We start from the raw sequence: 25324 nt of genomic DNA on the forward strand, positions 1-25324 counted from the left end.
CCGGGCACAACAGAAGGGCCCTCTCCAGATGGCAGAGCTCGTCTATCGGCCGGTCGTCGGCGCCGCTCGAACCCTGTTCAAGGCGTGGGACCTGAAGATCGACACTCAGGGTTCGGAGAACATCCCGCGCTCGGGCGGCGCTGTGCTCGTCAGCAACCACATCAGCTACCTGGACTTCATCTTCACCGGACTCGCGGCGCTCCCCCAGAAGCGCCTGGTGCGCTTCATGGCGAAGGAATCCGTCTTCCGGCACAAGATCTCCGGCCCGCTGATGCGCGGAATGAAGCACATCCCGGTGGACCGCAAGCAGGGTGAGACGGCGTACGCGCACGCGCTCGAGTCGCTGCGCTCGGGCGAGATCATCGGGGTCTTCCCGGAGGCGACGATCTCGCAGTCGTTCACGCTCAAGAGCTTCAAGTCGGGTGCGGCCCGGCTGGCCCAGGAGGCCGGCGTGCCGCTGATCCCGATGGCCCTGTGGGGCACCCAGCGGATCTGGACCAAGGGCCGGCCGCGCAACTTCAGGCGCAGCCACATCCCCGTCACCATCCGCGTCGGCGAGCCGGTCGAGGCCCCCGCCGACCAGTACGCGGGCGCGATCACCCGGCGCCTGCGCGAGCGTTGCCAGGAGCTCCTGGAAGCGGCCCAGCGCGCCTATCCCGTACGCCCCAAGGACGCGGGCGACACCTGGTGGGTGCCCGCCCACCTCGGGGGTACGGCGCCGACTCCGGCCGAGGTCCGCGAGGCGGGCTGAGACCACACGAGCCGTTATCGGGGCGGGCGGACGGTGATCCGCGCTCCGGGGCTCAGCTTCTCCAGCGACTCGGCGAGTTCGGCGGCTGCGGCCTCGAGCTCGCCGTTCGTCATGGGGGCCATGCCCTCCAGCAGGAAGAGTGCGTTCACCGACTCCTCGGTGAGCCGGGTGCGTACGCCCTGGCGCCAGTTCCAGCGCCGGCAGGTGACGCCTTCGTCGTCGCACCAGACGACCTCGCCGGCGTCCGGATGCTCGACCGTCTCCTGGCCCCCGGCGACGGTGACGAACGGCTCCTCGCCCGTGGCCCGTACGAGCCGCATCCCTCCCTGGATGTGGTCGGTGTCCTCACCGCCGACCGGGATCAGATGGGCCACGCTGATCGCGTTGTAGAGATCGACCAGCCGGTTGATGCGCGGCAGCCCGCCGTCGGCGAGCGCCCGCTTGGCCAGCGCCTCGGCGGAATTACGAGTACGGGACGGCTTCGCACCGAAGGCGGAGTACGCCGCACGCCATTCCACCATGTGCTGGTCCTCGTGCGGGGCGCGCCCGTCCAGGCGCTCGGCGAGCCTCCGCGCGGCATCGTCCAGCAGGGCCGAACTGTCGGCATTGCTCTCCCCGTTGACCAGTCCGCGGGCCTCGACGGCCAGATGGATGAAGCCGGGCGCGAGGTCCAGGACCTCGTCGGAGACGGTGAGCGTGAGCGTCATGGTTCGTCGTGCCTCACAGTTCGGCCGGGTACAGGGTCCAGAGGGTCTCCAGGTCGGGCGCCGCCCGGAGAGCGTCGAGCACGGCCGGATGGGGTACATCATAGAGTACTGGATAGTCCATCTCATTGGACTCCGGTCGTACCTCGTAAGCGAGGCGCTCCTTCGCGAGCGAGAACTGCGCGTCGATTCCGGACTTGTTGCCGCGCGGATCCAGCCGCGCCCACTCCCCGCTGCCGCCGGGAAGCTTCAGCGCCGCCAGTCCATGGACGACATTCAGTCGCTGGTAACAGAAGGCGGCAGGGATGGACCCGGCGCGCAGCAGGGCGACAAGCGCGTGGGACTTGGCGCTGCAGATGCCGGTGCGCTGCGCGAGGACGTCGGAAGCACGCCAGGGGACCCGCACGTCCCCCGTGTCACTGGAGTGCGGGATGGTGTCGCGGACGAATTCAAAGGCCGCCTTGGCGTATGCGTATGCATCGACACCATCGCTACGGAGACGAGCGGCCGTCTGCCGCACCAGCGGGTGTTCATGGTCGATGACCTCGTCAGCGGCGAGATACGCAGACAGTTCAGGGTTCTGCTGGATCAGCTCCATGTCCGCCGACCCTAAGGAAGTGACCGACCGGACGTCAATCAGTTTCCGGTCGGCCACATATTTATACAGCGATGTCTACTTCGCCATCTCTTCCTTCAGCGCCTGAACGAAGGCGTCGACGTCCTCTTCGGTGGTGTCGAAGGAGCACATCCAGCGGACGTCTCCCGCCGCCTCGTCCCAGAAGTAGAAGCGGAAACGCTTCTGCAGACGCGCGCTCACATCGTGCGGCAGACGCGCGAAGACCGCGTTGGCCTGTACGGGGTGGAGGATCTCCACGCCGTCGACCCCACCCACGCCCTGGGCCAGCCGCTGGGCCATGCTGTTGGCGTGCCTGGCGTTGCGCAGCCACAGATCGCGCGTCAGTAGCGCCTCCAACTGCACCGAAACGAAGCGCATCTTGGAGGCGAGCTGCATCGACAGCTTGCGCAGGTGCTTCATATGGCTGACGGCGTCCGGATTGAGGACGACGACGGCCTCGCCGAAGAGCATGCCGTTCTTGGTGCCACCGAAGGAGATGACGTCGACGCCGACGGCGTTGGTGAACGTCCGCATCGGGACGTTCAGCGACGCGGCGGCGTTGGCTATCCGGGCTCCGTCGAGATAGACCTTCATCCCGCGCTCGTGCGAGTGCTCGCAGATGGCCCGGATCTCGTCGGGCGTGTAGACCGTGCCCAGCTCGGTGTTCTGGGTGATCGCGACGACCTGCGGCATCGCCCGGTGCTCGTCGTCCCATCCGAACGCCTGGCGGTCGATGAGCTCGGGCGTCAGCTTGCCGTCCGGAGTCGGTACGGTCAGCAGCTTCAGCCCGCCCATCCGCTCCGGCGCGCCGCCCTCGTCGACGTTGATGTGCGCGGACTCGGCGCAGATCACCGCGCCCCAGCGGTCGGTGAGCGCCTGAAGAGCCGTCACATTGGCGCCGGTGCCGTTGAATACCGGAAAGGCTTCCGCCGTCGGGCCGAAGTGACTGTGCATGACCCGCTGGAGGTGCTCGGTGTACTCGTCCTCGCCGTAGGCGATCTGGTGACCGCCGTTGGCGAGCGAGAGCGCCGCGAGAACCTCGGGGTGAGCGCCCGCGTAGTTGTCGCTCGCAAAGCCTCTTACGGACGGATCATGGTGGCGCCGTGCGTCGGTCTTCGTCGGTGTCACGGCTTGGGGGTCAGCCACAGGCGCTGTCCATTCGCTTCCCGGGCGGGCCGGTCCCAGACTCCGGCGATGGCTTCGGCCAGTTCCGTCACGTCCGTGAAGCCCGCGAATTTGGCATTCGGGCGCTCGGCACGCATGGCGTCGTGCACGAGTGCCTTGACCACCAGGATGGCAGCCGCGGTCTTCGGCCCCTCCTCGCCCCCTGCCTTGCGGAAGGCGTCGGCGAGCGCGAGCGTCCAGGCCTCGGCCGCGGCCTTGGAGGCGGCGTATGCGGCATTGCCCGCGGTCGGCTGGCTGGCGCCGGCCGCGCTGATCAGCACGTAGCGGCCGCGGTCGCTGCGCAGCAAGCCGTCGTGGAAGGCGAGCGAGGTGTGCTGGACGGTACGGATCAGCAGCTTCTCGAGAAGCTCCCAGTCGGCGAGGTTGGTCTCGGCGAAGGAGGCGCTGCCGCGCCAGCCGCCGACGAGATGGACCAGTCCGTCGATCCGGCCGAACTCCTTCTCGGTCCTGTCCGCCCACTCCCGCGTGGCGTTCAGGTCGAGGAGGTCGACGGTGTCCCCGGTGACGGTCGCACCGCCGTGCGCGTACCGGGCGGCATCGACCGCCTCGGCGAGACGCCCGGGGTCAGCGTCGGAGGCGACGACTGTCGCACCGGCCTCGGCCAGGCGCAGCAGGCAGGCCCGGCCGGCCGGGCCTGCCGCTCCGGCCACCGCGACCACGGCGCCTTCCAGCGAACCTCTGCCGTTTTCCATCATGGTCGTCGCCTCCTCCATGCGAGCGTTCACGCGGCCACCCGCTCGGCGCTCGCGGCGGTGATCCCCTTGGTGGAGGCGATCACGGCCTTCAGCTTCTTCGACAGCGCCTCATAGAACATGCTGAGCGGAAACTCGTCCGGGAGCACGTCGTCGACAAGTTTACGGGGCGGCTGTGACAGATCGAGGGCATCGGGGCCCTTGGCCCAGCGGGAACCGGGGTGCGGTGCGAGATAGGTCGAGACCAGGTCGTACGCGGCGAACCAGTGGACCAGCTTGGGCCGGTCGATACCGTCGCGGTAGAGCTTCTCGATCTCGGCACAGAGATCATTGGTGACCTGCGGGGCCCGGTCCCAGTCGATCTTCAGAGTGTTGTCGGTCCAGCGCACCACATCGTGCTTGTGGAGGTACGAGAAGAGCAGCTGGCCGCCGAGCCCGTCGTAGTTGCGCACGCGGTCACCGCTGACCGGGAAGCGGAACATCCGGTCGAAGAGCACGGCGTACTGCACATCGCGGCCGTGCGCGTTGCCCTCGGCCTCGAGCTTCACGGCCTCCTTGAAGGCGGTGAGGTCGCAGCGCAGCTCCTCCAGGCCGTACATCCAGAACGGCTGGCGCTGCTTGATCATGAAGGGGTCGAAGGGCAGGTCGCCATGGCTGTGGGTGCGGTCGTGGACCATGTCCCAGAGCACGAAAGCCTGCTCGCAGCGGGCCTGGTCGCCGACCATCTCCTGGATGTCCTCGGGGAGTTCGAGGCCGAGGACGCGTACGGCCTCGTCGGTGACGCGGCGGAAGCGCGCGGCCTCGCGGTCGCAGAAGATGCCGCCCCAGGTGAAGCGCTCGGGAGCTTCACGCACGGCGATGGTCTCCGGGAAGAGCACCGCGGAGTTGGTGTCGTATCCGGCGGTGAAGTCCTCGAAGGTGATGCCGCAGAAGAGGGGGTTGTCGTAGCGGGTGCGCTCCAGCTCGGAGAGCCAGTCGGGCCAGACCATGCGCAGCACGACCGCTTCGAGATTGCGGTCCGGGTTGCCGTTCTGCGTGTACATCGGGAAGACGGCCAGGTGCTGCAGTCCGTCCACGCGGCCCGCGGCGGGCTGGAAGGCGAGCAGCGAGTCCAGAAAGTCGGGGACGTCGAAGGCGCTGTCGGCCCACTTGTGCAGATCGGCGACGAGCGCACGGTGGTACGCGGCGTCGTGCGGGAGGAGCGGCGAGAGCTCCTCCACGGCGTCGATCACCCGGTCGAGTGCGGCCTCGACGACAACACGGGTCGGGGCGCCCTCGGCGTCGAAATCGATCGAGCCGTCCTTGGACTGCCAGGGCCGGATCTGTTCGACGGCACTCTTGAGCGTCGGCCAGGCCGCGTGCTCGATCACCCGGGCAGCGGAGGATATGCCCCCTGCGGCAATGTCCTGCACAAGAATTTCCGTCATGTCACTTCCTCTACGGGAGAACCTCGCGTCAAGACACCGTATCCGTGCGAGGTTCCCCTGTACAAGTGGAGACTTGGGAAATTATCCTGCCCGACCCCATGGTCACCGAAAGTTTTGCGGTCAACCCAGGATTGATGCGATGGCTTCTATCAATCGCCTCGGAGCCTGCCGCGCCCCGGCCGGCTGGTCGCGCGCGGTACCGCGTCAAGCCACGGAGAGACGCGCCCACGCGCGGGTGAAGCGGCTCGCGGCACACAGCCGACTGCCGGTAGGACGGACGCGTCCGCCCGACCCGCCTCGCCCCCGAAGCCGTACCGCGTGAGCGCCCGAGCCGTCCTTGTCGCAGCCCTCATCACCGGCTTCGTCCTGGGGATCGCCGAGGCCAGAGCGGCCCCCTCCACTCCGCCGCGCGAGACCGGTTCCATCGCGCAGGCGGCCCGTTAGGCTGCGAACTTGCCGCGCCGGTGCCGGGATGCGTCGCGCGCGGGAGCCGCCGTCGACGGAAGCGAGAGAATCTTGACTTTCCTCACCATCGGTCATCGCGGGGTCATGGGCGTCGAGCCGGAGAACACCCTGCGCTCCTTCATCCGTGCCGAGCAGGCCGGTATGGACGCCATCGAACTGGATCTGCATCTCAGCAAGGACGGCGCCCTCGTCGTCATGCACGACGCCGACGTGGACCGTACGACCGGCGGAAACGGACCGATCGCCGACAAGACCCTCGCCGAGCTGCGGGAGCTCGACGCGGGCGACGGCGAACGGGTACCGGTCTTCGAGGAGGTGCTCGACGCCGTACGGGCACCGCTCCAGGCGGAGATCAAGGACGTGGCCGCGGCCCGGGCACTCGCCGAGGTGATGCGCCGCCGCGATCTCGTCCAACGCGTCGAAGTGTCGTCCTTCCACGACGACGCGATCGCCGAGATCGCCACCCTGGTGCCGGGTGTACGGACCGTGCTCATCGCCAGCCGCTGGGGCGCCGACGTCGTGGACCGCGCGAAGGCGGTGGGCGCCGCCTCCCTCGCGCTGAACATCCGCAGGCTGACCCTGGAGACCGTCGAGCACGCCCACGGCGAAGGGCTTCAGGTGATCGGCTGGGTGGTGAACACCCAGGACCATCTGCGGCTGGTGCGCGCCCTCGAGCTGGACGGCGCGACCACCGACTTCCCCGAGATCCGGCGCACCGGCCGGTTCACGGCCTAGCGTTCCCGCGCCGGTCCCCCTGGGGCTGCCCTAGGACAGGTCCTTCACCAGCAGCTCGAACGCGAGATCGTCGCGCTGCGGGATGCCGACGCGCTCGTCGCCGTACGGGAAGGGGCTCAGCCTTCCCGTACGGCGGTAGCCCCGGCGCACGTACCAGGCGATCAGCTCGTGCCGGACCGAGATCACGGTCATCTGCATCTCGCGCACAGTCCAGCGCTCGCGGGCGATGCGCTCCGCCTCGGCGATGATCTGGCGGCCGAGGCCCGCGCCCTGCAGCCCGGGACGGACCGCGAACATGCCGAAGTACGCGGCCTCACCGCGGTGTTCGAGCTGGCAGCAGGCGATCAGCTCGCCGTCGCGCTCCACCGCGAGGAGGGTGCCGTCAGGAGCGATCACTATCTCGCGCACGGCTTCCGGGTCGGTCCGCGGCCCGTCCAGGATGTCCGCCTCAGTGGTCCAGCCGCTCCGGCTCGAGTCGCCGCGGTAGGAGGACTCGATCAGTGGAACGAGTACCGGCACATCGGCCTCGATCGCGTCACGGTAGGTGAGCTCGCCGGTGTTCCGGGGTGGTGCGGTGTCCATGGGCTGGCCGTCCCCTTCCGCTGCGTGCAGGTGTCGGACGAGACTAACCCGGCCGTTCGGCCTAGGGTCCGGGGCATGGTGCATGTGCTGAGCAGCCGGATCCTGCTTCGCCCGGCCGATCCCCAGCGGTCGCGCCGCTTCTACGGCCAGACGCTGGCCCTGCCGGTCTACCGGGAGTTCGGCACGGGCCCCGAGCGGGGCACGGTGTACTTCCTGGGCGGCGGCTATCTGGAGGTCTCGGGGCGTGCGGCGGCGGCGCCTTCGCCCTCCGTACAGCTGTGGCTCCAGGTCGCGGACGTCACGGCGGCGTACGAAGAGCTGTCGGGGCGCGGTGTCGAGGTGCTGCGGCCGCCGCGGCGCGAGCCGTGGGGGCTGATCGAGATGTGGATCGCCGACCCGGACGGCCACCGCATCGCGCTGGTCGAGGTGCCGGCCGACCATCCGCTGCGGTTCCGCCCGTGAGCGCGGTACCGCCCGTGAGCACCGCGGCCGGCAGTAGAGGCGTGTTGGGGCGCCGGAGGGCGGGCGCGCTTTCCGGGTGTGCTCCCCGCGTACCCCCGTGCGCTCGCGTAGGTCACGCAGGGCCGGGCATCGACCACTCGACACCGTCGAAGGGGGAGGTGCGCAGTGCACGGACCTGCGATGTCCGACTGGTTGCTCGTCGCGCTGTGCGGGGCAACCGGCGCGTACTGCCTTGCGCGGATGCGCAGTTGCTCCGGCGAGGCACGCAAGGCGGCCGGCGGCGAGGCCCTGATGGGCTTCGGGATGGCCGCGATGGCCGTGTCCGCCGCCGTGCTCACGGTGCCGGAGTGGGCCTGGACGGTGTACGCCGCGGTCTTCGGCGCGGCCGCGCTGCACGCCCTGTGGCCGGCCCGGCGCGGCACGCACCATCTGCACCATCGCGTCGGCTCGCTCGCGATGGTCTACATGGCGGTGGCGATGGCGCCGGGCGGCGGGCACACCGGTCATTCCTCCGCCGGTGCGCCGTTGCTGACCGGCGCGCTGCTCGTGTACTACACCGTGTACGTACTGCGCTCGGGCGTCCGGCTGATGCCCGTGCCGTCCCCTGCGGGCGGCGCGGCGACGGCGACCATCACCTGGGGTGCCCGCCCCGAGCTGGCGCTCGCCTGCAGGCTCACCATGGGTATCGCCATGCTGGCGATGCTGCTCGCCCTCTGAACCGGCGGCGCGGCCCGCCGAACCGCGGGCGCCGAAACCGTGTCGTACATCACTTGGCTTGCGCGGCCATACCCGTGAGTAGCCGCTCGCTCATAGGCTGTCGCCCATGTTGGTCTCCCTCGTGCTGCTGCTGCTCGGCGCACTGGCCGCCGTCGTGGCCCCGCGACTTGTGTCGCGTGCCGACTGGCCGGAGCGCGAGCCTGTGGTGGCGCTGTGGGTGTGGCAGTGCGTAGTGGCGGCCGTGCTGCTGTGCTTCGCGCTCTCCATGACTTTGAGCGCGGCCGCAGCCTGGCAGTTCGTACGGGGTCAAGTCTTCGCGGCCGCACCGCACGGCGTGGTCGAGGCGTACGCCCTCGGCGCGAACGAACCGTGGTCCGCCCTGCTCGCCGTGGCCCTCGCCTGCGGTGGCCTCTGGACGGGCGCGATGCTCACCCGGGAGATCCACCGGACCCAGGTGCGGCGCAAGCGGCGGCGCATGGAACTTCTTGTGCGCTCCCCGCTGCTGCCGGGCGAGGAGCCGGGCGGTGAACCCCTGGTCGTCCTGGAGGGCGAACGGCCCGACGCCTGGTGGCTGCCCGGCACCGCGCCCCAACTGGTCATCACCACAGCAGCGTTGCGCCGGCTGAAGGGCCGTCAGCTCGACGCCGTACTGGCGCACGAGCAGGGCCACGCGCAGGCGCGGCACGACTGGCTGCTGCACTGTTCGGCCGCGCTGGCCAACGGCTTTCCGCAGATCCCGGTGTTCGCGGCGTTCCGCGACGAGATGCACCGGCTGGTCGAACTGGCTGCCGACGATGTCGCGTCGAAGCGCTTCGGCCGTCTCACCATCGCGCTGGCCCTGGTCGAACTCAACGAGGACCGCGGGGTGTTCGGGCCCTGCCCCACGCCGGACGCCCAGCTGCCGCACCGCGTCAACCGGCTGCTGACGCCGGCGCCGCGGCTCACCGCAGGCCGCAAACTGCGGCTGACCGCGGCCGCCGCACTGGTGCCGCTGGTTCCGCTGCTGGTGGCATTCGTGCCGGCCCTGCGCGCGCTGGGTTAGCCCGACGGGCCGGTCAGCCGCGAGGATCACCCCATGTACTCCCGTCGCCCGCCGCACTCGACTCCCCCGGCACACGACCCGGTCGCCGTACCGGCCCGTACGGGTGCAGTGCTCGCCGTCGTGTCCGTGGTGCTGGTGGTTCTGGTCGCGGTCTCCTGGGCGCCTCTCGTCTCCTTCGACCGCACCGTCGCCGACGGGCTGCACCACTGGGCGGTGACCGAGCCGGGGCTCACCGGGGTGAACCGGGTGCTCACCGACTGGGTGTGGGACCCGTGGGCGATGCGCGCCCTGATCGCCGCGGCCGCCGCGTGGCTGTGGTGGCGGGGAGAGCGGCTGTCGGCACTGTGGGTCGCGGTAACGAGCGCGGTGGGCACGTTCGTACAGCAGGGTCTGAAGTACGCCGTGGGACGGGAGCGGCCACAGTGGCCGGATCCGGCCGACTCGGCCCACTACGCGGCCTTCCCCTCCGGTCATGCGATGACGGCCATGGTCACCTGCGGTCTGCTGCTGTGGCTGCTCAGGCGGCACGGCGTGGACGGACCGCTGTGGCACTGGAGCGTCGCGGCCGCGGTCGTATCGGTCGCCGGAGTGGGCCTGACCCGGCTCTATCTCGGCGTGCACTGGCCCTCGGACGTGCTGGGCGGCTGGCTGTTGGGGGCCTCTCTGGTCGCCCTGTCGGTCGCCGCGTACGAGCGTGTGGTCTTGTCCCGGAAGCGCTGAGGCGGAGAGGATCGCGGTCATGGCGATCAAAGGTGTGCTCTTCGACTTCTCCGGAACGCTCTTCCGTATCGAGTCCGCGCGGGACTGGCTGAGCGCGGTCCTCCAGGCGCGGGGCAGCACGGTCCCCGAGGCCGAACTCGCCCGGTACGCGGATGAGTTGGAGGCGGCCGGAGCACTCCCCGGCGGGTCCTTCCCACAACGGCTGCCGCCGCATCTCACCGAGTTGTGGGCAACCCGCGACGAAAGCATGGAGCGGCACCGGGCCGCGTACACCGGTCTCGCCCGGCAGGTGGAGCTGCCGGACGCCGGCCTGTACGACGCGCTCTACGACCGCCATATGAAGCCCGCGGCCTGGCGCCCGTATCCGGACGCCGCCGAGGTGCTGCGCGCGCTGCGGGAGCGGGGCATGGGCGTCGCGGTGGTCAGCAATATCGGCTGGGACCTGCGGCCGGTCTTCCGTGCCCATGGCCTGGACGCCTGGGTGGACGCCTACGTCCTGTCGTACGAGCACGGGGTGCAGAAGCCCGATGTGCGCCTGTTCCGCACCGCCTGCGAGGCGCTGGGCCAGGACCCGCGCGATGTATTGATGGTGGGCGACCACCCGGCAGCGGACGGCGGGGCCGCGGATCTGGGCTGCGCGGTCCACTTCGTGGACCACCTTCCGGTGGCGGAACGGCCGACGGGACTGCGGCCGGTGATCGGGCTCATCGACTGAGCCCTCGACTGAGCTTCCCAGCGACGGAGGCACACTGAAAGCATGACAAAACCACCCGAACCGGACGATCCCCCGCGTCGCCCGGTTCGGGCAGCACCCTGCTGACCAGGCCCTGAGGGCCTCGCAGTGGGACGCCCTGAGTATATTGGCTCGGAGCCAGTCAACGCAGGAGTCAAGCATGTCCCCGCGGAGCGCATCGGTCAATGAAGAGCTTCGTCGGCGTTCCCGGGAGCGGCTTCTGCAGGCGACGGTGGAGCTCGTCGGAGAGCGCGGATACGAGGCGACCACGCTGGCCGACATCGCCGACCGGGCGGGCTCGGCACGCGGACTGGTCTCGTACTACTTCCCCGGAAAGCGTCAGCTCCTGCAGGCGGCCGTGCACCGCTTGATGCACCTGACGCTCGAGGCGGCGCTCGAGCGCGAGCCGCGCGCCGATGACGGGCGGGAGCGGCTGGCACGGGCGATCGACGCGATTCTGGGGCTGGCGGTCGACCATCCCCTTCTGATGCGGACCCATATGTCGGGGGTACTGCAGGCCGATGGTTTTGTGCAGGGCCCGGAGCAGCAACGCCTCGCGTTCCTGCTGCGGGACACGATGGAGCGGTACGGATCACCCGATGTCGACGCCGACTACCCGCTGCTGCGTGCCCTGCTGATGGGCGCGGTCTTCGCGATGCTGCTGCCCGGCGCACCGATGCCGCGGGCACGGCTGCGCGCGGAGCTGTTCCAGCGGTACGGGCTGGACTGGGAACTCGGCGTTCCGCCGGGCGGCAGGCCGCCCGGCGGAACGCGTCAGGAGACCCGGGATCAGTGGTCGAAGTCGTCGAAGTAGTCGGGCTGGGTCTGCACATTGAGCTCGTGCATCCGCACCCGCTTCGCCGGGTCCGTCCGACGGTCGTCGAGCTTCAGCACATCGAAGCCCTTGGCGATGTCATTGGCGTAGATGTAGCCGTTGTAGTAGTACGCCGACCAGGCACCGCCGGTCGATATCGTGTCCGCGCTGAGCGGGCCGCGCTCGAAGTAGGCGATCTCCTTGGGCTTCGAGGAGTTGGTGAAGTCCCAGACCGAGACCCCGCCCTGGTACCAGGCCTGGACCATGATGTCGCGGCCCTTGACCGGGATGAGTGAGCCGTTGTGGGCCACGCAGTTCTCGGTGTCCGCCTGGTAGCGGCCGATCTTGTAGTAGCTGCGGAAGACCAGCTTGCGATGGTCGCCCCTGCCAACGATGTCGTAGATGCCGTCGGCGCCGCGGTTCGGCCCGATCTGGGCGTTGCAGGTGGCCGCGCCGCCGCCACCGAGCTCGTCGGTGAAGACGACCTTGTTGGCCCGCTGGTTGAAGGTCGCCGAGTGCCAGAACGCGAAGTTCACGTTGTCCTGGACGCGGTCGATGACCTTCGGGTGCTCCGGGTCCTCGATGTCGAACAGGATGCCGTCACCCATGCAGGCGCCGGCGGCCAGGTCCCTGGACGGCAGCACCGTGATGTCGTGGCAGCCGGTGGTCTTGGCGACGCCCGGGTTGGTGGGCGAGCCGGGGTTGCCACCGCCGTCGGGGCCCTCGCCCGGGAAGAGCACCGGGAAGTTCACGATCGCCGACTTCTCGGGGGCCTTGCGCGGCACCTTGATGACGGAGATTCCGTCGTGCGGCGGCTGGCAGTCCGGGAAGGTCGCGCTCGGCGAGTACGAGGAGACGTAGATGTAGACGTTGCGACGCTCCGGCACGATGGTGTGCGTGTGCGATCCGCACGCGGTCTCGACGGCGGCGACGTACTTGGGGTTGGCCTTGTCGCTGATGTCGAAGATCTTCATGCCCTCCCAGGACGACTTCTCCGTCGCGGGCTGCGAAACGCTGTTGCAGGAGTTGTCGTTGCGCGAGGAGTCGGTGGAGAGGAAGAGCAGGTCACCGGAGACCGAGACGTCGTTCTGCGATCCGGGACACAGGACCTGCGCAACGGTCTTCGGGGCCCTCGGGTTGCTGATGTCGAAGATCCGGAAGCCGTCGTAGTTGCCCGCGAAGGCGTACTTGCCCTGGAAGGCCAGGTCTGAATTGGTCCCCTTGAGGGCGTCCTTGGGGATGTTGGTGAGGTGCTCGACATTGTCGCTGTGGACGACTGCGTCGACAGGGGGTATCTCGCCGCTTGCGATGGCCGATCTGGCTTCGGCGGCCTGCTCCGAGGAGACCTTCTCCTGGGCGGGCGCGTCCCCGGGGTCTGGTGTGGCGACCGCGGGTCCGGCCGCCAGCAGCGTGGCAAGGAGCCCGGCCGCGGCTGCAGCCACGCCCAGACGTCTGCGCCGCACTCGGGTGGTGTGCAACAGGGTCACTGCGTCCTCCCTTGTATCCGTTCGCGGTTGAACGGTTCACGGACCCTCGGCAGTATCTTCCTTTCCATGTACATCTCAATAGATGGCAACAGAGACGTAATGAAAGTTCTTGATCAACGGTGTGCGGAAGAGTGCTAGGACGGTCCCCAAAAACCCCAAGTGCCCCAGGAGGTCACCGTGTTGAACCGCCGTAGGACCGCGCGTGTCCGCAGGTCCGTCGTCGCGGCAGCGGTCACTGCCGCCGCACTCGCCCTGGGCGCCTGCGAGTCGGACTCCGACGCTCCCGCCAAGGCCAAAGGGGCAGCGGGGCCGTCCGTGGTGGCACCCGGGAAGCCGGGCGAGCCGGCCAAGACACTCTCGGCGGAGGAAGCCGCGAAGGCCGCCCCGGACGACACTCCCAACGCGGCGGACTTCTCCTACGCACAGATGATGATCACGCACCACGGCCAGGCACTGCAGATGACCGCACTGGCACCGGATCGCGCTGGATCGACGCAGGTCAAGCGGCTGGCGGAGCGCATAGCCGCCGCACAGAAGCCGGAACTGGCCGCGATGCAGGGGTGGCTCAAAAGCAACGGCGGGGCGAAGGGGAAGGGCGGTCATGACCACGGTCCGGGCGCAATGCCCGGAATGGCCACCCCGGCCCAACTGGCCCAGCTGCGCGCGGCGAAGGGCAAGGCGTTCGACGAACTCTTCCTGGCGCTGATGATCACCCACCATCAGGGTGCGATCACGATGGCCACCAATGTCCTCTCGGGCGGGAACAACGTCCTCGTCGAGGAGATGGCGAACGATGTGATCGCGCAGCAGACGAGCGAGATCAACCGGATGCGTTCGATGTGAGGGGCACCTCGACCCCGTCCGGCCCGTCCACCGCGTCGGGCCCGCCCTCCGGGTCGGACACACCCTGCGAGTCGGACACGGCCTGCGGCTCGGACGCACGCACCGGGTCGGGCGTGGGCGCCGGGTCGGCCCTGCGGCGGTTGTGGCGCGGCGCGAGATACCCCTCGTCCCGGGCGCCCGCGATGAGCCGGAGCGACCTACGGCGGCTTCGCCCGGTGGCACCCATCACCGCGAGCACGGGGTCGCGCCCGTCCTGCTGCGCGGCCCGGTAGACGTCGGCCGCGATCCGTCGGAGGGCGCTGCCGCGCGGCACGGCGGAGCGAGCCCGACGGCGGTCGGGCGATGGCGCGTCAGCCCGCCCGGTGTCGCCGGGCGCGACCGGAGCCGCCTCCTCCGCCCCGGGCTGCTCCATGGCCACCCGGCAGGCGTCCTCGAGTGGATCCCTGAGCCGGTCGGCGAGCACCGCGAAGCCCTCCAGCGGCAGGGGCGGGTCGGCCCGCAATTCTTCGATGGCGATCCGCCCGTCGGCGACGACGGCGAGAACATCGAGCCGGGCACCGTCGGCAAAGGTCAGCCGGACATTGAACCAGGGCGGGGCGACCTCGCACGCCTCCTGGAGCGAGTCCGTGCCACAGGTGACCGTGCCGCGCCCCTGCAGCTCCCACACCGGCGGGTACGGCAACGCCTCAATCGGTTCGTACCGATCACTAACGTTAAGAAACGTAGTTTCTTGCACAATTAGCACGCAACCAGGCAAATCATCACTCTTTGTGGCGGCACGCGCGCCACGGCGCCACAACACACCCCGTTAGCGCATCTCCCCCATCTCCGCCCACCGGTGCGATGCTGGAATCCCCCTGCGGGAAGGAGCGCAGCTGTGCTTCGCGTCGCCGTCGTCGGATCGGGACCCAGTGGGGTCTACGCCGCGCAGTCCCTTGTCCAGCAGAGTCGGGTGCCGGATGTGCGTGTGCACGTCCTGGACCGGCTCCCCTGCCCGTACGGACTCGTGCGCTACGGGGTCGCGCCCGACCACGAGAAGATCAAGTCCCTCCAGAACAATCTGCGCACTGTGCTCGAACACGAGCGGATCGACTTCATCGGCAATGTCGAGGTGGGCACGCACGGGCTGGACCCCGGGCGGCTGCTGGAGCTCTACCACGCGGTCGTGTACTGCGTCGGCGCCGCCAAGGACCGCCGGCTCGGCGTGCCGGGCGAGGATCTGCCCGGCAGCCACTCGGCCACCGAATTCGTCTCCTGGTACAGCGCACATCCCGATGCGTCGGGCAACGGCTTTGTGCTCGGTGCCCGTTCGGCCGTGGTGATCGGCGTCGGCAATGTGGCCGTCGACGTGGCCCGTATCCTCGCCCGGGGCGCGGAGGAGCTCCGCGCCACCGATGTGCCCCAGGCGGCGCTCGGTGCGCTCGCGGTCAGCCGGGTGCGCGAGGTGCACATGGTGGGCAGGCGCGGTCCCTCGCAGGCGAAGTTCACCACCAAGGAGCTGCGCGAGCTCGGTTCGCTGCCCGCGGCGGAAGTGGTGGTCGAGCCCGAGGACCTCGCGCTCGACCCGGCGTACGCCGATCCATCGGGCAGCGCACCCACCACCCTGCCGGCGGTCAACCGCCGCAATCTCGACGTCGTACGCGGCTGGGCCGGGCAGCCGCCGCAAGGGCAGGACCGCCGGATCCATCTGCGGTTCTTCCTGCGTCCGGTGGAGCTGCTGGAGCACGGCGGGCGGGTGGCGGGCGTACGGTTCGAGCGCACCGTTCCGGACGGCGGCGGAGGCGTACAGGGCACCGGCAGGTACGAGGAGATCGAGGCGCAGCTGGTGCTGCGGGCGGTCGGTTACCGCGGAGTGCCGCCGGCGGGTCTGCCGTTCGACGCCGAGCACGGCACGGTGCCGCACACCGGCGGACGGGTACTGCGGGACGGTGTGCCGTCGCCCGGGGAGTATGTGGCTGGGTGGATCAAACGCGGTCCGACCGGAGTGATCGGCACCAACCGGCCGTGCGCCAAGGAGACGGTGGCATCACTGCTCGACGACGCCGCGATGCTCACGCTGCGCCCCGTCGCCGCCGACCCGCTGGCCGCACTGCGGGAGTCGGGGCACCAGCCGGTCCCGTGGCCGGGCTGGATGGCGATCGAGGCGGCGGAGTCGGCACTGGGACTGACGCTCGGCCGACGGTCCGTGAAAATCGCCGACTGGCCAGGTCTGTTGAGTGCGGCGGGTGGCGCCACGCACGTCTGAAGCCTGTCGCAGAAGGCTGCGCGCGGGGCCCGCCCGGTCACACTGGCTGCCCGATCGGCCTGACGACGACGGTGTTGACGTCGACTCCGCTCGGCTGCCCGATGGCCCACACAAGGGACTCGGCGAGCTGGTCGGCGGTCAGCAGAATCCCGGGAGGAAGGCTGCCCATGCCGTCCCAGAAAGGAGTCTCCACCCGTCCCGGAGCGATCAGGGTCACGCCGATGCCGTGCTCGGTGACCATGCGGCGGGTGTTCTCGGCGAGGCCGGTCACCGCCCAATTGGAGTGCGCTCGATGTCAACCCGCTCCGGACACGGCCTACTTGTCGCCGACGCCGAGACGGTCCGCCTGGTGTGCCGCCGCGCCGAGGATGCAGTCGAGCAGTCCGGGGAAGAGCGCTTCCAGATCGCCGCGGCGCAGTTCGTTCATCTTGGAGGTGCCGTGGTAGGTCTGCTGGATCACGCCGTTCTCGCGCAGCACGCGGAAGTGGTGGGTGGTCGTGGACTTGGTGACGGGCAGATCGAAGTGCGAACACGACAGGCTCACCTCTGCCGTCGCAAGGTCACGTACCACGCGCATCCGCATCGGGTCGGAGAGCGCGTGGAGCACGTTCTCCAAGCGGATCTCCTCACGCGTGGGGTGGGCGAGCACGCGGGGGCTTGTCGCGGTGGTCACGGCGGCTCCACTTCATTGAAGGAACTCCATTGTACGAGGCCTCTCGTAGTTTGATATTTATCGTAATACGATGAATCTCGTATAAGTCGGCACAGAGCGCCGCCCGACGCCACATCGAGCCGCTCTCGCACCCTGAGCTGCACCGACGGGTTACTGTGCGCTCTGCCGTGACGCGCGGTGCACCCCGAAGGAGGAGATGACTCCATGTCCCGGCGCGGAGCTGAGCTCGACGAACTCGACCGCAAGATCATCGCGGCGCTGATGGCGGACGCGCGGGCGAGCCTGAGGGAGATCGGCGTGTCGATCGGCCTGTCGGCACCCGCCGTGAAGCGCCGGGTGGACCGACTGCGGGAGCAAGAGGTGATCACGGGCTTCACCACGGTGGTGAAGCCCTCAGCGCTGGGCTGGCACACCGAGGCGTATGTGGAGGTGTTCTGCGACGACGCCGCCCCGCCGAGGAGGCTGGCGGAGGTCGTTCGCAACCATCCCGAGATCCAGTCGGCCGTGACCGTCACCGGGCGCGCCGACGCGATCCTGCACATCAGAGCACTCGATGTCGCGCACTTCGAAGACATCCTGGAGCGGATCCGCTCGGAGTCCTTCGTGAAGGCCACGAACAGCTTCATCGTGCTCAATCACCTCCTGCCGGGCAGCCCGGAGGCCGGATCGGGACGCCTCGCACCCGACACCGCTTAACAAGTGGTGGCTCAAAGCCTCGTACGCGCAACATAGTTGCGGATGTACGCAACTCATTCATCTTGTCACTGTGCGTCACACATCAATAGCGTGGTCGGTGCCCCGGCAACACGGCGAAAGGAAATCGAGGATGCCGCCCATCCGTACAGCGACGAAGCGCCGCTACCTTGTCTGCCCGCCGGAGTACTTCGACGTCCGGTACGCCATCAACCCGTGGATGACATCGGAGGAGCCGGTCGATGTCGGCACGGCCCGAAAGCAGTGGAACGCACTGACATCCCTTTACCGCGAACTGGGCCACACCGTGGAGACGGTGGATCCGGTCACCGACCTCCCGGACATGGTGTTCGCGGCCAATTCGGCACTCGTACTCGGCGGCAAGGTGTTCGGCGCGCAGTTCCACGCACCCGAGCGACAGCCAGAGGCCGCCCACTACCGGAAATGGTTCGAAAACGCCGGATTCGAGACGCGCGTCCCGTCCCACACCTGCGAAGGAGAAGGCGACTTCACCCCGGTCGGCGGATACATCCTCGCCGGCACCGGATTCCGCACCCTTCCTGCGGCCCATCACGAGGTACAGGAATTCTTCGGCGCGCCGACGGTGAGTCTTCACCTTGTCGACCCGCATTTCTATCACCTGGACACGGCACTGTTCGCGCTTGACGCCGAGAATATCGCCTACTATCCGGCGGCTTTCTCGGAGGGAAGTCAGAAGGTACTCAAGGCTCTCTTCCCGCACGCGGTCATCTCCACGCGGGAGGACGCACTCGCCTTTGGGCTCAACTCCCTCTCCGACGGACGCAATGTGGTGATCGCCCAGGACGCGACGGGCCTCATGGAGAGCATCGCGGCGCGCGGCTACGTCCCCGCCCCGGTGGACCTCTCGGAGTTCCGCAAGGCGGGCGGTGGAGCGAAGTGCTGCACCCAGGAGATCCGCGAGTAGTGCCCCCGTGCGCGACGGGACCGCATCTTGTACGACACCTCTCGTAGTTTGACACCCTCCGTACTACGATGGGTATCGTACGAGTCGTACACCGGTCCCGCCCCGAATGGAGTCCGTCGTGAGCGCGCTGTTCCAGCCCTACACCCTGCGATCGCTGACCATCCCCAACCGTGCCTGGATGGCGCCGATGTGCCAGTACTCGGCCGAGGTGTTCGGGCCGAACGCCGGCGTGGCGAACGACTGGCACTTTGCCCACTACGCCGCCCGCGCCACCGGTGGCACGGGACTGATCCTGACCGAGGCGACCGCCGTCAGCCCCGAGGGCCGGATCAGCCCCGCCGACCTCGGCATCTGGAACGAGACCCAGGTCCAGGCGTTCCGCCGGATCACCTCCTTCCTCAAGAGCCAGGGCACCGTTCCCGGAATCCAGTTGGCGCACGCCGGCCGCAAGGCGTCGACGGACCGCCCCTGGAAGGGCGGCGCGCCGGTGGGGGCCGATGAGCACGGCTGGCAGCCACTCGGACCCAGTCCGCTCCCGTTCGACGAGGGGCACCCCGTCCCCGAGGAGCTGACGCTTGTTCAGATACGGGAGATCGCCGGGCAGTTCGCTGACGCGGCCCGCCGCGCCCTGGACGCCGGGTTCGAGATCGCCGAGATCCATGGCGCACACGGCTATCTGATCGGCGAGTTCCTCTCCCCGCACAGCAATCACCGTGACGACGAGTACGGCGGCTCCTTCGAGAACCGGGTCCGCTTCGCGCTCGAGGTCGTCGACGCGGTGCGCGCCGTATGGCCCGACGAGCTGCCGCTGTTCTTCCGTATCTCCGCCACCGACTGGCTGGAGGAGGCCGGCTGGACGGCCGACGACACGGTGCACTTCGCCTCGCTGCTGAAAGAGCACGGCGTCGATCTGCTCGATGTCTCGACCGGCGGCAACGCCGCGCGGGTCCGCATCCCGACCGGCCCCGGCTACCAGGTGCCGTTCGCCGCCCGGGTCAAGAGAGAGGCCGGTCTCCCGGTCGCCGCGGTGGGCATGATCACTGAGGCCGGGCAGGCCGAGAAGATCCTGGCGAACGGCGAGGCGGACGCGGTCCTGCTCGGCCGCGAGCTGCTGCGCAACCCGTCCTGGGCCAGGAACGCCGCCCGGGAGCTCGGCGGCGACATCCGCGTCCCCAAGCAGTACCACCGGTCCGTCTGACGTGTGCACCCGAGAGCCGGCGGCCGCATCCCGCCGGCTCTCGCGACCCTGTTGCCGCGTGCACTCACATGGCACCTGTCACCTGGGGCGCCCCCGGGTGATGCACGGAAAGCACCGGGTCGGCATGCGTTGCGAGTTGGGCACGAAGAGTTGGCATCGCGTCATGATCTCGGCCCGGTCGCCCTTCGGCGTACGACGCAGCCGCCTCGGGGCAGGCACGTCGCGTCCGTGGTGGCTCGGCATCCTTCTCGGCGTCTTCTGAACGCACGGCATCGGTGTGGAAGACGGCTCCGGGCACATCTCTCCCGCGACGATGACCTCCGCGGTCGCCGTCGCGCAGCAGGACAGATACATCCGCCTTCAGGATATCGCCCCCAATTAGCGTGTCGGGTAAAACCGCCCAGGGTCACCGCTGTTACTCTGCGGGCCCCAGGGATTGTCCACAAAGGATTTCACGCGCCGGCTGGCGGACAAGATTTGCCTTAGCCAAATACTGGCGTAGTCCGGTCGAGAGGATACGGACCATGACCATGCACGATTTTTCTCGTCGCGGCCTGCTGAAGGCGACGGCGGCCGCAGGCGCCGGCGCGGTCGCTATTCCGGGAATTACGGCCGCAGGCGCAGCGGGCGCGAGCGCCGCGAGTAAAAAGCCCAGAGGCGGGAAATGTAAGCCGGCGGTGCTGACCGGCCGCATCGTCCGTCCCAACGACCCCGCGTACGCAAGCGCGAGCCTCGGCTGGGACGAGCTCTTCGTTCATTATCCGCTGGTCATCGTCTACGCCCAGGAGACCCAGGACGTGGTCAACGCCCTCACGTGGGCGCGGCAGCATGACGTCGCGCTGCGGGTGCGGAGCGGCGGCCACAGCCTGGAAGGCTGGTCGAACGTGGACAACGGCATCGTGATCGATGTCAGCGAGTTGAAGTCGGTCCACATCGACACTGATGCCCGTATCGCGACAGTCGGCGCCGGCCTCAGCCAGTTGGAAGCGGTGACCACGCTCGCAGAGAAGGACCTTGCGGTTACGACCGGAACGGAGGGCACCGTAGGCCTGTCCGGTGCGACGCTCGGCGGCGGCTTCGGCTTCCTCACCCGCTACCTCGGCATGGCCTGCGACAGCCTGAAGGCGGCTGAGATCGTCGTCGCGTCGGGTGACGAGTGCGCCGAGGTGATCAGGGCGGACGGGAGGAACCACTCGGATCTGCTCTGGGCGCTCCGTGGGGCGGGAAACGGCAACTTCGGGATCGTTACCTCACTCACGTACAAGGTGGCTCCACTGAAGAGCGTCGCTTATGTGCAAGCGACATGGAACGGCCTCGAGGACCTGCATGGGGTCTTTGACGCGTGGCAGCGTACGGCACCGAGGACCGATAACCGCCTCGGAACCCAGCTTGAGATCCACAAAGGCGTGATCCTGCTGTTCGGGGTTCTCGCGGAAGGGTCGGTGGCAGAGGCGGAAGAGCTGCTGGCTCCGATCCTTTCGGTCGGCACGCCCAGTGTCTCGGGACAGGTCGGTAACTGGGGTGACGTATATGCGGGATTCCAGATTCCGACCGAGGATGAGCCCGCGAACTGGAAGTTCTTCTCGCAGTTCACCACCGAGCCGTTCCCGAAGGAAGCGATCAGTCTGATCGCCTCATTCATGCAAGACGCCCCCTCGGATGACAGCAACTTCTTCACCCAGGCCTTCGGCGGGGCGGTCAAGAGGAGCGAGCCCCGCGGCGGCACGGCGTTCCCGCATCGCGACGCGCTTTTCTATTCCGAGCCCGGCGCCGGCTGGGGGACTCGGGGACAATCAGGCAGCGGCGACGCGATCACCCCGAAGGCCCAGGCCTGGATCGCTGAGTTCAGCCAGGCGCTGCGGCCCTATGTGAACGGCGCCTACGTCAACGTTCCGAACATCGGAACGGCTGATTGGGAAACCGCCTACTGGGGATCCAACTTCGACCGGCTGCGCAAGGTCAAGGCGGAGTACGACCCCCACAACGTCTTCCAGTACGAGCAGAGCATCCCGCCCGCGACAGATGCTGCCGGACATTCGCACTCGGGACCCCATTCCGGTTAGGGCACGGGCGCGCGTGACCTACGTCAGCCCGGAGCCACCCGTTCGCTGTGTCTGGGATGCGGGCGCGACTCCAACCCCGGCACCCTTTTGTCGAGTTGCAACGGCAAGCACACATAGGTGCCGGGAACCGCGCGCACAGGTATCCCGGCCCGCCATTGGTCACGAACCGCGTCAGTGATTGTTCCAGCCAGAGTCGCGTCACCGCCTGGTGCACGGCGCGGTTGGCTCCCTGCCGGCCATCGGCACGATGATCGCGTACCCGTTCGAGATGGAGACCATCGTCCGTCTCTCCGGAGACCGCCTCATCGCCACCCACTACGGGCTCTACAACACCCTCTGCGGCGTCGGCATCACCCTCGGGAACCTGCTGACGGGCGCCGCGCTCAATGCCTCGCGCAAGGCGGGTCTGTCCGCGTTGCCCTGGCCGGCACTCCTCGCGCTCGGCCTCGCCTGCGCCGACGCTCTGCGCGGACTGCACGGCTCCGGCAGATTCGCCCCGGCGGCACCGATGAGTCCCGGGGCCCCGGCCGGTCTGCACTGAGGACGTGAGTCGGTTCTGTCGTCGACCGAGCCGTCCCGCGCTTTCCCTCCGGGCCTACCTGCGCGAGAGCCGCCCACGGGCCACTGTCAGTGGGCGGGTGCAGACTGGCCCCTATCCGAGACAACGGCGTCCTGGAGGTATCGGCCATGACCGATGTACTTCTGACTGTAGGCACTCGAAAAGGGCTCTTCATCGGCCGCAGGCGCGGTGGCACGTGGGAGTTCGACGGCCCGCACTTCAATGCGCAGGCCGTGTACTCGATCGGGATCGATACGCGCCGATCCGTGCCCCGGCTGCTGGTCGGCGGCGACAGCGCGCACTGGGGTCCTTCGGTGTTCCACTCCGACGACCTCGGCAAGACCTGGATCGAGCCGACGAAGCCGGCGGTGAAGTTCCCCAAGGACACCGGAGCGTCCCTGGAACGGGTCTGGCAGCTGCATCCGGCCGGTCCCGCCACGCCTGACGTGGTGTACGCGGGCACGGAGCCCGCCGCCCTGTTCCGCTCGGACGACGCCGGCGAGACCTTCGAGCTCGTACGGCCCCTGTGGGAGCACCCGACCCGCTCGCAATGGGTGCCGGGCGGCGGCGGTGAGGCGGTGCACACAGTGGTCACCGACCGCCGTGACCCGGAGGCCGTGACGGTCGCCGTGTCGACGGCCGGGGTGTTCCGCTCCAAGGACGGCGGGGGCAGCTGGGCGCCGTCCAACCAGGGAGTGTCGGCGGTCTTCCTGCCCGACCCCCATCCGGAGTTCGGGCAGTGCGTCCACAAGATCGCGCAGGACGCCGGCGATCTGGACCGCCTGTATCTGCAGAATCACTGGGGCGTGTACCGCAGCGACGACGCGGGTGCCAAGTGGACGGACATCGGCGCGGGTCTGCCGTCCGACTTCGGTTTCGCGGTCGCCGCGCATCCGCACCGTCCCGACACGGCCTATGTCTTCCCGATCACGGCGGACGCGGACCGGGTGCCTGCCGGGCGTCGCTGCCGCGTCTACCGTACGAACGACGCGGGCGGCAGCTGGGAGGCCCTGTCGGCCGGGCTGCCCGAAGGGGATCACTTCGGGACGGTGCTGCGGGACGCGCTGTGCACGGACGACGCGGATCCGGCGGGTGTCTACTTCGGCAATCGCAACGGCGAGGTGTACGCGAGCGCGGACGACGGCGACAGTTGGCAGCTGCTCGCCTCCCATCTGCCGGATGTGCTCTGTGTGCGGGCGGCGGCCATGGGGTGAAACGCACCGCCGCCGCACCAGTAGAGTGACGCCCCGTGGCAGCACGACCGTTGAAAGAAATCATCGAGCCCGGGTGGGCCGATGCGCTCGCTCCAGTGGCTGAACGCGTCGCCGCGATGGGCGACTTCCTGCGCGCGGAGATCGCCGCGGGGCGCACCTACTTGCCGGCCGGACCGAATGTGCTGCGCGCCTTCCAGCAGCCCTTCGACGAGGTGCGTGTCCTGATCGTGGGTCAGGATCCGTACCCCACGCCCGGGCATGCCGTGGGCCTGAGCTTCTCGGTGGCACCCGAGGTGCGGCCGGTGCCCGGCAGCCTGGACAACATCTTCCGGGAAATGCACGCGGACCTGGGGCATCCCCGTCCCTCCAACGGGGATCTCACACCGTGGACCCGGCAAGGGGTACTGCTGCTGAACCGGGCGCTCACCACCGCGCCCCGCAAGCCCGCCGCACACCGCGGCAAGGGCTGGGAGGAAGTGACCGAGCAGGCCATCCGGGCCCTTGCCGCACGCGGCAAGCCCCTGGTGTCCGTGCTGTGGGGGCGTGACGCCCGCAATCTCCGCCCGCTGCTCGGCGACCTTCCGGCGATCGAGTCCTCGCATCCCTCCCCGATGTCCGCGGACCGCGGCTTCTTCGGCTCGCGTCCGTTCAGCCGGACCAATGAGCTCCTTCAACGCCAGGGGGCGCAGCCGGTGGACTGGCAGCTTCCGTGAGCGTGAGCCGGGTACTCGGGGTCGACTCCGGGGGTTCCGGGCTGCGTGTCGCGCTGGCCGAAGCCGGGAACCCGGGGAAGGCCGGGACCGAGGTGTCGCGCGATCCGGTGCGCACCGGTGCCGCGGGCATCGACGCGGAGCATCTGCTGGAGCAACTGCTGCCGATGGCGCACACCCTGCTCGATCGGGCGGGGGGCCGCACCGTGTCCGCGGTCGCGATCGGCGCCGCCGGGATGGCGACGCTCGGCGACCGGCTGCGCGCCGAACTCCCGGCGGCACTGGCCGAGTCGCTGGGTGTACGGCGCCTGGCGCTCGCGGCCGACGCGGTCACGGCCTACGCCGGTGCGCTCGGCCAGCGGCCCGGGGCGGTCGTCGCGGCGGGCACTGGCCTGATCGCGCTGGGCACCGACCTGTCCGACTGGCACCGGGCCGACGGCTGGGGTCATCTGCTGGGCGACTGCGGCGGCGGCGCGTGGATCGGCCGGGCCGGGCTGGAGGCCGCGCTGCGCGCCCACGACGGACGGCGTGGCGGTTCGGCAGCCCTGCTGGCCAGGATGGAGTCGGTGTTCGGTCCGGCGCAGGAGCTGCCGGGTTTGCTGTACCCGCGCTCCGACCGTCCCGCGGTGCTCGCCTCCTTCGCGCCGGAGGTCGGCCGGTGCGCTGCGGACGGCGACGAGGTGTCGGCGGACATCCTCGCGGCGGCCGCCCGGCATATCGCCGAGTCGGCCGCGGCCGTCTGCCCGTCGGCCACTGATGTGCCCGACGGATGCGAAGTCGCCCTCACCGGTGGGCTGTTCAGGATGGGTGCTCCTCTTCTCGTACCGCTGAGGGCGGAGCTTGCCGGACAACTGCCGTACGCACGGACGGTGTCCGCGGCCGGCGATCCGCTCACCGGCTCGTTGCTCATCGCGTCCGCGCTCGCCACCGATTCACTGCGGCTGCCGCGCCATCCGACTCTGCTGCACGTACCGACAGAGCAGGACAGCTGAGGCGTACACCATTCATCGGATAAATGCGGACAGATGACGCTTGACCGCCCCCTCCC

At 69.1% G+C, this 25324-nt stretch carries 27 protein-coding genes and 2 pseudogenes; 19 read left to right on the plus strand and 10 right to left on the minus strand.

From position 1 onward, the window contains the following. Positions 1 to 28 precede the first annotated feature (28 nt). Positions 29 to 751 carry a lysophospholipid acyltransferase family protein gene (locus OG735_RS04895; protein ID WP_327321903.1) on the plus strand — a complete coding sequence of 241 codons (723 nt, stop codon included), beginning with the start codon at positions 29 to 31 and terminating at the stop codon, positions 749 to 751. Positions 752 to 765: 14 nt separating this feature from the next. Here OG735_RS04895 and OG735_RS04900 read toward each other — a convergent pair whose 3' ends face one another. The 5 genes from OG735_RS04900 to OG735_RS04920 form a co-directional block, all read right to left on the minus strand. Further along, on the minus strand, positions 766 to 1458 hold the full coding sequence (locus OG735_RS04900; RefSeq protein WP_327321904.1) for a B3/B4 domain-containing protein: 693 nt from the start codon (positions 1456 to 1458) through the stop codon (positions 766 to 768). A 13-nt stretch (positions 1459 to 1471) separates the two neighbouring features. After that, on the minus strand, positions 1472 to 2053 hold the full coding sequence (locus OG735_RS04905; RefSeq protein WP_327321905.1) for a transglutaminase-like domain-containing protein: 582 nt from the start codon (positions 2051 to 2053) through the stop codon (positions 1472 to 1474). A 75-nt stretch (positions 2054 to 2128) separates the two neighbouring features. Continuing rightward, positions 2129 to 3217: a threonine aldolase family protein gene (locus OG735_RS04910; protein WP_327321906.1), complete on the minus strand. Its 1089-nt coding sequence runs from the start codon at positions 3215 to 3217 to the stop codon at positions 2129 to 2131. Beyond that, positions 3196 to 3948, minus strand: coding sequence for an SDR family NAD(P)-dependent oxidoreductase (locus OG735_RS04915; RefSeq protein ID WP_327328207.1), 753 nt, complete (start codon positions 3946 to 3948; stop codon positions 3196 to 3198). The genes OG735_RS04910 and OG735_RS04915 overlap by 22 nt, the downstream gene beginning before the upstream one ends. Positions 3949 to 3977: 29 nt before the next feature. Continuing rightward, positions 3978 to 5375, minus strand: a complete 1398-nt coding sequence (locus OG735_RS04920) for a DUF6421 family protein (protein WP_327321907.1) — start codon at positions 5373 to 5375, stop codon at positions 3978 to 3980. Positions 5376 to 5693: 318 nt separating this feature from the next. Between OG735_RS04920 and OG735_RS04925 the strand changes: the two genes are divergently transcribed. Together OG735_RS04925 and OG735_RS04930 are read left to right on the plus strand one after the other, a co-directional pair. Continuing rightward, positions 5694 to 5819: a hypothetical protein gene (locus OG735_RS04925; protein ID WP_327321908.1), complete on the plus strand. Its 126-nt coding sequence runs from the start codon at positions 5694 to 5696 to the stop codon at positions 5817 to 5819. A gap of 72 nt (positions 5820 to 5891) precedes the next feature. Beyond that, a complete protein-coding gene (locus OG735_RS04930) occupies positions 5892 to 6575 on the plus strand; it encodes a glycerophosphodiester phosphodiesterase (protein WP_327321909.1) in 684 nt (227 codons plus the stop codon). 30 nt (positions 6576 to 6605) lie between these two features. Here OG735_RS04930 and OG735_RS04935 read toward each other — a convergent pair whose 3' ends face one another. Then, positions 6606 to 7157 carry a GNAT family N-acetyltransferase gene (locus OG735_RS04935; protein ID WP_327321910.1) on the minus strand — a complete coding sequence of 184 codons (552 nt, stop codon included), beginning with the start codon at positions 7155 to 7157 and terminating at the stop codon, positions 6606 to 6608. Positions 7158 to 7232: 75 nt separating this feature from the next. On the opposite strand from OG735_RS04935, the gene OG735_RS04940 reads away from it, so the two are divergent. The 6 genes from OG735_RS04940 to OG735_RS04965 all read left to right on the plus strand — a co-directional run bounded on the left by OG735_RS04940 (position 7233) and on the right by OG735_RS04965 (position 11645). Next, entirely contained in the window at positions 7233 to 7619 is a 387-nt protein-coding gene (locus OG735_RS04940) for a VOC family protein (protein WP_327321911.1), read from the plus strand. 165 nt (positions 7620 to 7784) lie between these two features. Then, positions 7785 to 8336, plus strand: coding sequence for a DUF5134 domain-containing protein (locus OG735_RS04945; protein WP_327321912.1), 552 nt, complete (start codon positions 7785 to 7787; stop codon positions 8334 to 8336). A 106-nt stretch (positions 8337 to 8442) separates the two neighbouring features. After that, complete coding sequence (locus OG735_RS04950) at positions 8443 to 9378, plus strand: M56 family metallopeptidase (RefSeq protein WP_327321913.1); 936 nt, start codon at positions 8443 to 8445, stop codon at positions 9376 to 9378. A gap of 33 nt (positions 9379 to 9411) precedes the next feature. Further along, complete coding sequence (locus OG735_RS04955) at positions 9412 to 10098, plus strand: phosphatase PAP2 family protein (RefSeq protein ID WP_327321914.1); 687 nt, start codon at positions 9412 to 9414, stop codon at positions 10096 to 10098. Positions 10099 to 10117: 19 nt separating this feature from the next. Beyond that, a complete protein-coding gene (locus OG735_RS04960) occupies positions 10118 to 10813 on the plus strand; it encodes an HAD family hydrolase (RefSeq protein ID WP_327321915.1) in 696 nt (231 codons plus the stop codon). 178 nt (positions 10814 to 10991) lie between these two features. Next, on the plus strand, positions 10992 to 11645 hold the full coding sequence (locus OG735_RS04965) for a TetR/AcrR family transcriptional regulator (RefSeq protein WP_327321916.1): 654 nt from the start codon (positions 10992 to 10994) through the stop codon (positions 11643 to 11645). Here the strand turns inward: OG735_RS04965 and OG735_RS04970 are convergent. Further along, on the minus strand, positions 11621 to 13132 hold the full coding sequence (locus OG735_RS04970; protein ID WP_327321917.1) for an LVIVD repeat-containing protein: 1512 nt from the start codon (positions 13130 to 13132) through the stop codon (positions 11621 to 11623). The two genes, OG735_RS04965 and OG735_RS04970, sit on opposite strands and share 25 nt — an antisense overlap. A 180-nt stretch (positions 13133 to 13312) precedes the next feature. Here OG735_RS04970 and OG735_RS04975 point away from each other — a divergent pair, with 180 nt between their 5' ends. After that, complete coding sequence (locus tag OG735_RS04975; protein ID WP_327328208.1) at positions 13313 to 13975, plus strand: DUF305 domain-containing protein; 663 nt, start codon at positions 13313 to 13315, stop codon at positions 13973 to 13975. Here the strand turns inward: OG735_RS04975 and OG735_RS04980 are convergent. After that, positions 13953 to 14642 (minus strand): DUF6214 family protein, encoded by a 690-nt coding sequence (locus tag OG735_RS04980; RefSeq protein ID WP_327321918.1) that lies wholly within the window; start codon positions 14640 to 14642, stop codon positions 13953 to 13955. The genes OG735_RS04975 and OG735_RS04980 overlap by 23 nt on opposite strands. Positions 14643 to 14852: 210 nt before the next feature. Here OG735_RS04980 and OG735_RS04985 point away from each other — a divergent pair, with 210 nt between their 5' ends. Then, complete coding sequence (locus OG735_RS04985; RefSeq protein WP_327321919.1) at positions 14853 to 16220, plus strand: FAD-dependent oxidoreductase; 1368 nt, start codon at positions 14853 to 14855, stop codon at positions 16218 to 16220. Between the two features lie 37 nt (positions 16221 to 16257). Here the strand turns inward: OG735_RS04985 and OG735_RS04990 are convergent. Together OG735_RS04990 and OG735_RS04995 are read right to left on the minus strand one after the other, a co-directional pair. Further along, positions 16258 to 16503 (minus strand): annotated as a pseudogene (locus tag OG735_RS04990) (short-chain dehydrogenase); the annotation flags it as partial. Between the two features lie 33 nt (positions 16504 to 16536). Further along, positions 16537 to 16893 carry an ArsR/SmtB family transcription factor gene (locus tag OG735_RS04995; protein ID WP_327321920.1) on the minus strand — a complete coding sequence of 119 codons (357 nt, stop codon included), beginning with the start codon at positions 16891 to 16893 and terminating at the stop codon, positions 16537 to 16539. 204 nt (positions 16894 to 17097) lie between these two features. On the opposite strand from OG735_RS04995, the gene OG735_RS05000 reads away from it, so the two are divergent. From OG735_RS05000 to OG735_RS05035, 8 genes and pseudogenes are all read left to right on the plus strand, one after another. Then, positions 17098 to 17589, plus strand: coding sequence for an Lrp/AsnC family transcriptional regulator (locus OG735_RS05000; protein WP_327321921.1), 492 nt, complete (start codon positions 17098 to 17100; stop codon positions 17587 to 17589). Positions 17590 to 17719: 130 nt separating this feature from the next. Next, entirely contained in the window at positions 17720 to 18532 is an 813-nt protein-coding gene (gene ddaH, locus OG735_RS05005) for a dimethylargininase (RefSeq protein ID WP_327321922.1), read from the plus strand. A 118-nt stretch (positions 18533 to 18650) separates the two neighbouring features. Continuing rightward, on the plus strand, positions 18651 to 19730 hold the full coding sequence (locus OG735_RS05010) for an NADH:flavin oxidoreductase/NADH oxidase (protein ID WP_327321923.1): 1080 nt from the start codon (positions 18651 to 18653) through the stop codon (positions 19728 to 19730). Positions 19731 to 20254: 524 nt separating this feature from the next. Next, positions 20255 to 21793 carry an FAD-binding oxidoreductase gene (locus OG735_RS05015; protein WP_327321924.1) on the plus strand — a complete coding sequence of 513 codons (1539 nt, stop codon included), beginning with the start codon at positions 20255 to 20257 and terminating at the stop codon, positions 21791 to 21793. 229 nt (positions 21794 to 22022) lie between these two features. After that, positions 22023 to 22334 (plus strand): annotated as a pseudogene (locus tag OG735_RS05020) (MFS transporter); the annotation flags it as partial. A 146-nt stretch (positions 22335 to 22480) separates the two neighbouring features. Continuing rightward, the gene (locus OG735_RS05025; protein ID WP_327321925.1) at positions 22481 to 23566 is read left to right on the plus strand and encodes a WD40/YVTN/BNR-like repeat-containing protein; all 1086 of its coding nucleotides are present in this window, start codon (positions 22481 to 22483) and stop codon (positions 23564 to 23566) included. Between the two features lie 35 nt (positions 23567 to 23601). Continuing rightward, on the plus strand, positions 23602 to 24279 hold the full coding sequence (locus OG735_RS05030; RefSeq protein ID WP_327321926.1) for a uracil-DNA glycosylase: 678 nt from the start codon (positions 23602 to 23604) through the stop codon (positions 24277 to 24279). Continuing rightward, positions 24276 to 25268 (plus strand): N-acetylglucosamine kinase, encoded by a 993-nt coding sequence (locus OG735_RS05035; protein WP_327321927.1) that lies wholly within the window; start codon positions 24276 to 24278, stop codon positions 25266 to 25268. Before OG735_RS05030 ends, OG735_RS05035 begins: the two co-directional genes overlap by 4 nt. Positions 25269 to 25324 lie beyond the last annotated feature (56 nt).

The organism is Streptomyces sp. NBC_01210, assembly GCF_036010325.1.
Classification (GTDB): Bacteria; Actinomycetota; Actinomycetes; order Streptomycetales; family Streptomycetaceae; genus Streptomyces.

Coding starts and splice junctions, on each gene's coding strand:
- OG735_RS05015 (WP_327321924.1), top strand. CDS start 20,255: ATGACCATGCACGATTTTTCTCGTCGCGGCCTGCTGAAGGCGACGGCG.
- OG735_RS04960 (WP_327321915.1), top strand. CDS start 10,118: ATGGCGATCAAAGGTGTGCTCTTCGACTTCTCCGGAACGCTCTTCCGT.
- OG735_RS04905 (WP_327321905.1), bottom strand. CDS start 2,053: ATGGAGCTGATCCAGCAGAACCCTGAACTGTCTGCGTATCTCGCCGCT.
- OG735_RS04965 (WP_327321916.1), top strand. CDS start 10,992: ATGTCCCCGCGGAGCGCATCGGTCAATGAAGAGCTTCGTCGGCGTTCC.
- OG735_RS04935 (WP_327321910.1), bottom strand. CDS start 7,157: ATGGACACCGCACCACCCCGGAACACCGGCGAGCTCACCTACCGTGAC.
- OG735_RS05000 (WP_327321921.1), top strand. CDS start 17,098: ATGTCCCGGCGCGGAGCTGAGCTCGACGAACTCGACCGCAAGATCATC.
- OG735_RS04900 (WP_327321904.1), bottom strand. CDS start 1,458: ATGACGCTCACGCTCACCGTCTCCGACGAGGTCCTGGACCTCGCGCCC.
- OG735_RS04955 (WP_327321914.1), top strand. CDS start 9,412: ATGTACTCCCGTCGCCCGCCGCACTCGACTCCCCCGGCACACGACCCG.
- OG735_RS04920 (WP_327321907.1), bottom strand. CDS start 5,375: ATGACGGAAATTCTTGTGCAGGACATTGCCGCAGGGGGCATATCCTCC.
- OG735_RS04950 (WP_327321913.1), top strand. CDS start 8,443: ATGTTGGTCTCCCTCGTGCTGCTGCTGCTCGGCGCACTGGCCGCCGTC.
- OG735_RS05025 (WP_327321925.1), top strand. CDS start 22,481: ATGACCGATGTACTTCTGACTGTAGGCACTCGAAAAGGGCTCTTCATC.
- ddaH (WP_327321922.1), top strand. CDS start 17,720: ATGCCGCCCATCCGTACAGCGACGAAGCGCCGCTACCTTGTCTGCCCG.
- OG735_RS04895 (WP_327321903.1), top strand. CDS start 29: ATGGCAGAGCTCGTCTATCGGCCGGTCGTCGGCGCCGCTCGAACCCTG.
- OG735_RS04940 (WP_327321911.1), top strand. CDS start 7,233: ATGGTGCATGTGCTGAGCAGCCGGATCCTGCTTCGCCCGGCCGATCCC.
- OG735_RS04915 (WP_327328207.1), bottom strand. CDS start 3,948: ATGGAAAACGGCAGAGGTTCGCTGGAAGGCGCCGTGGTCGCGGTGGCC.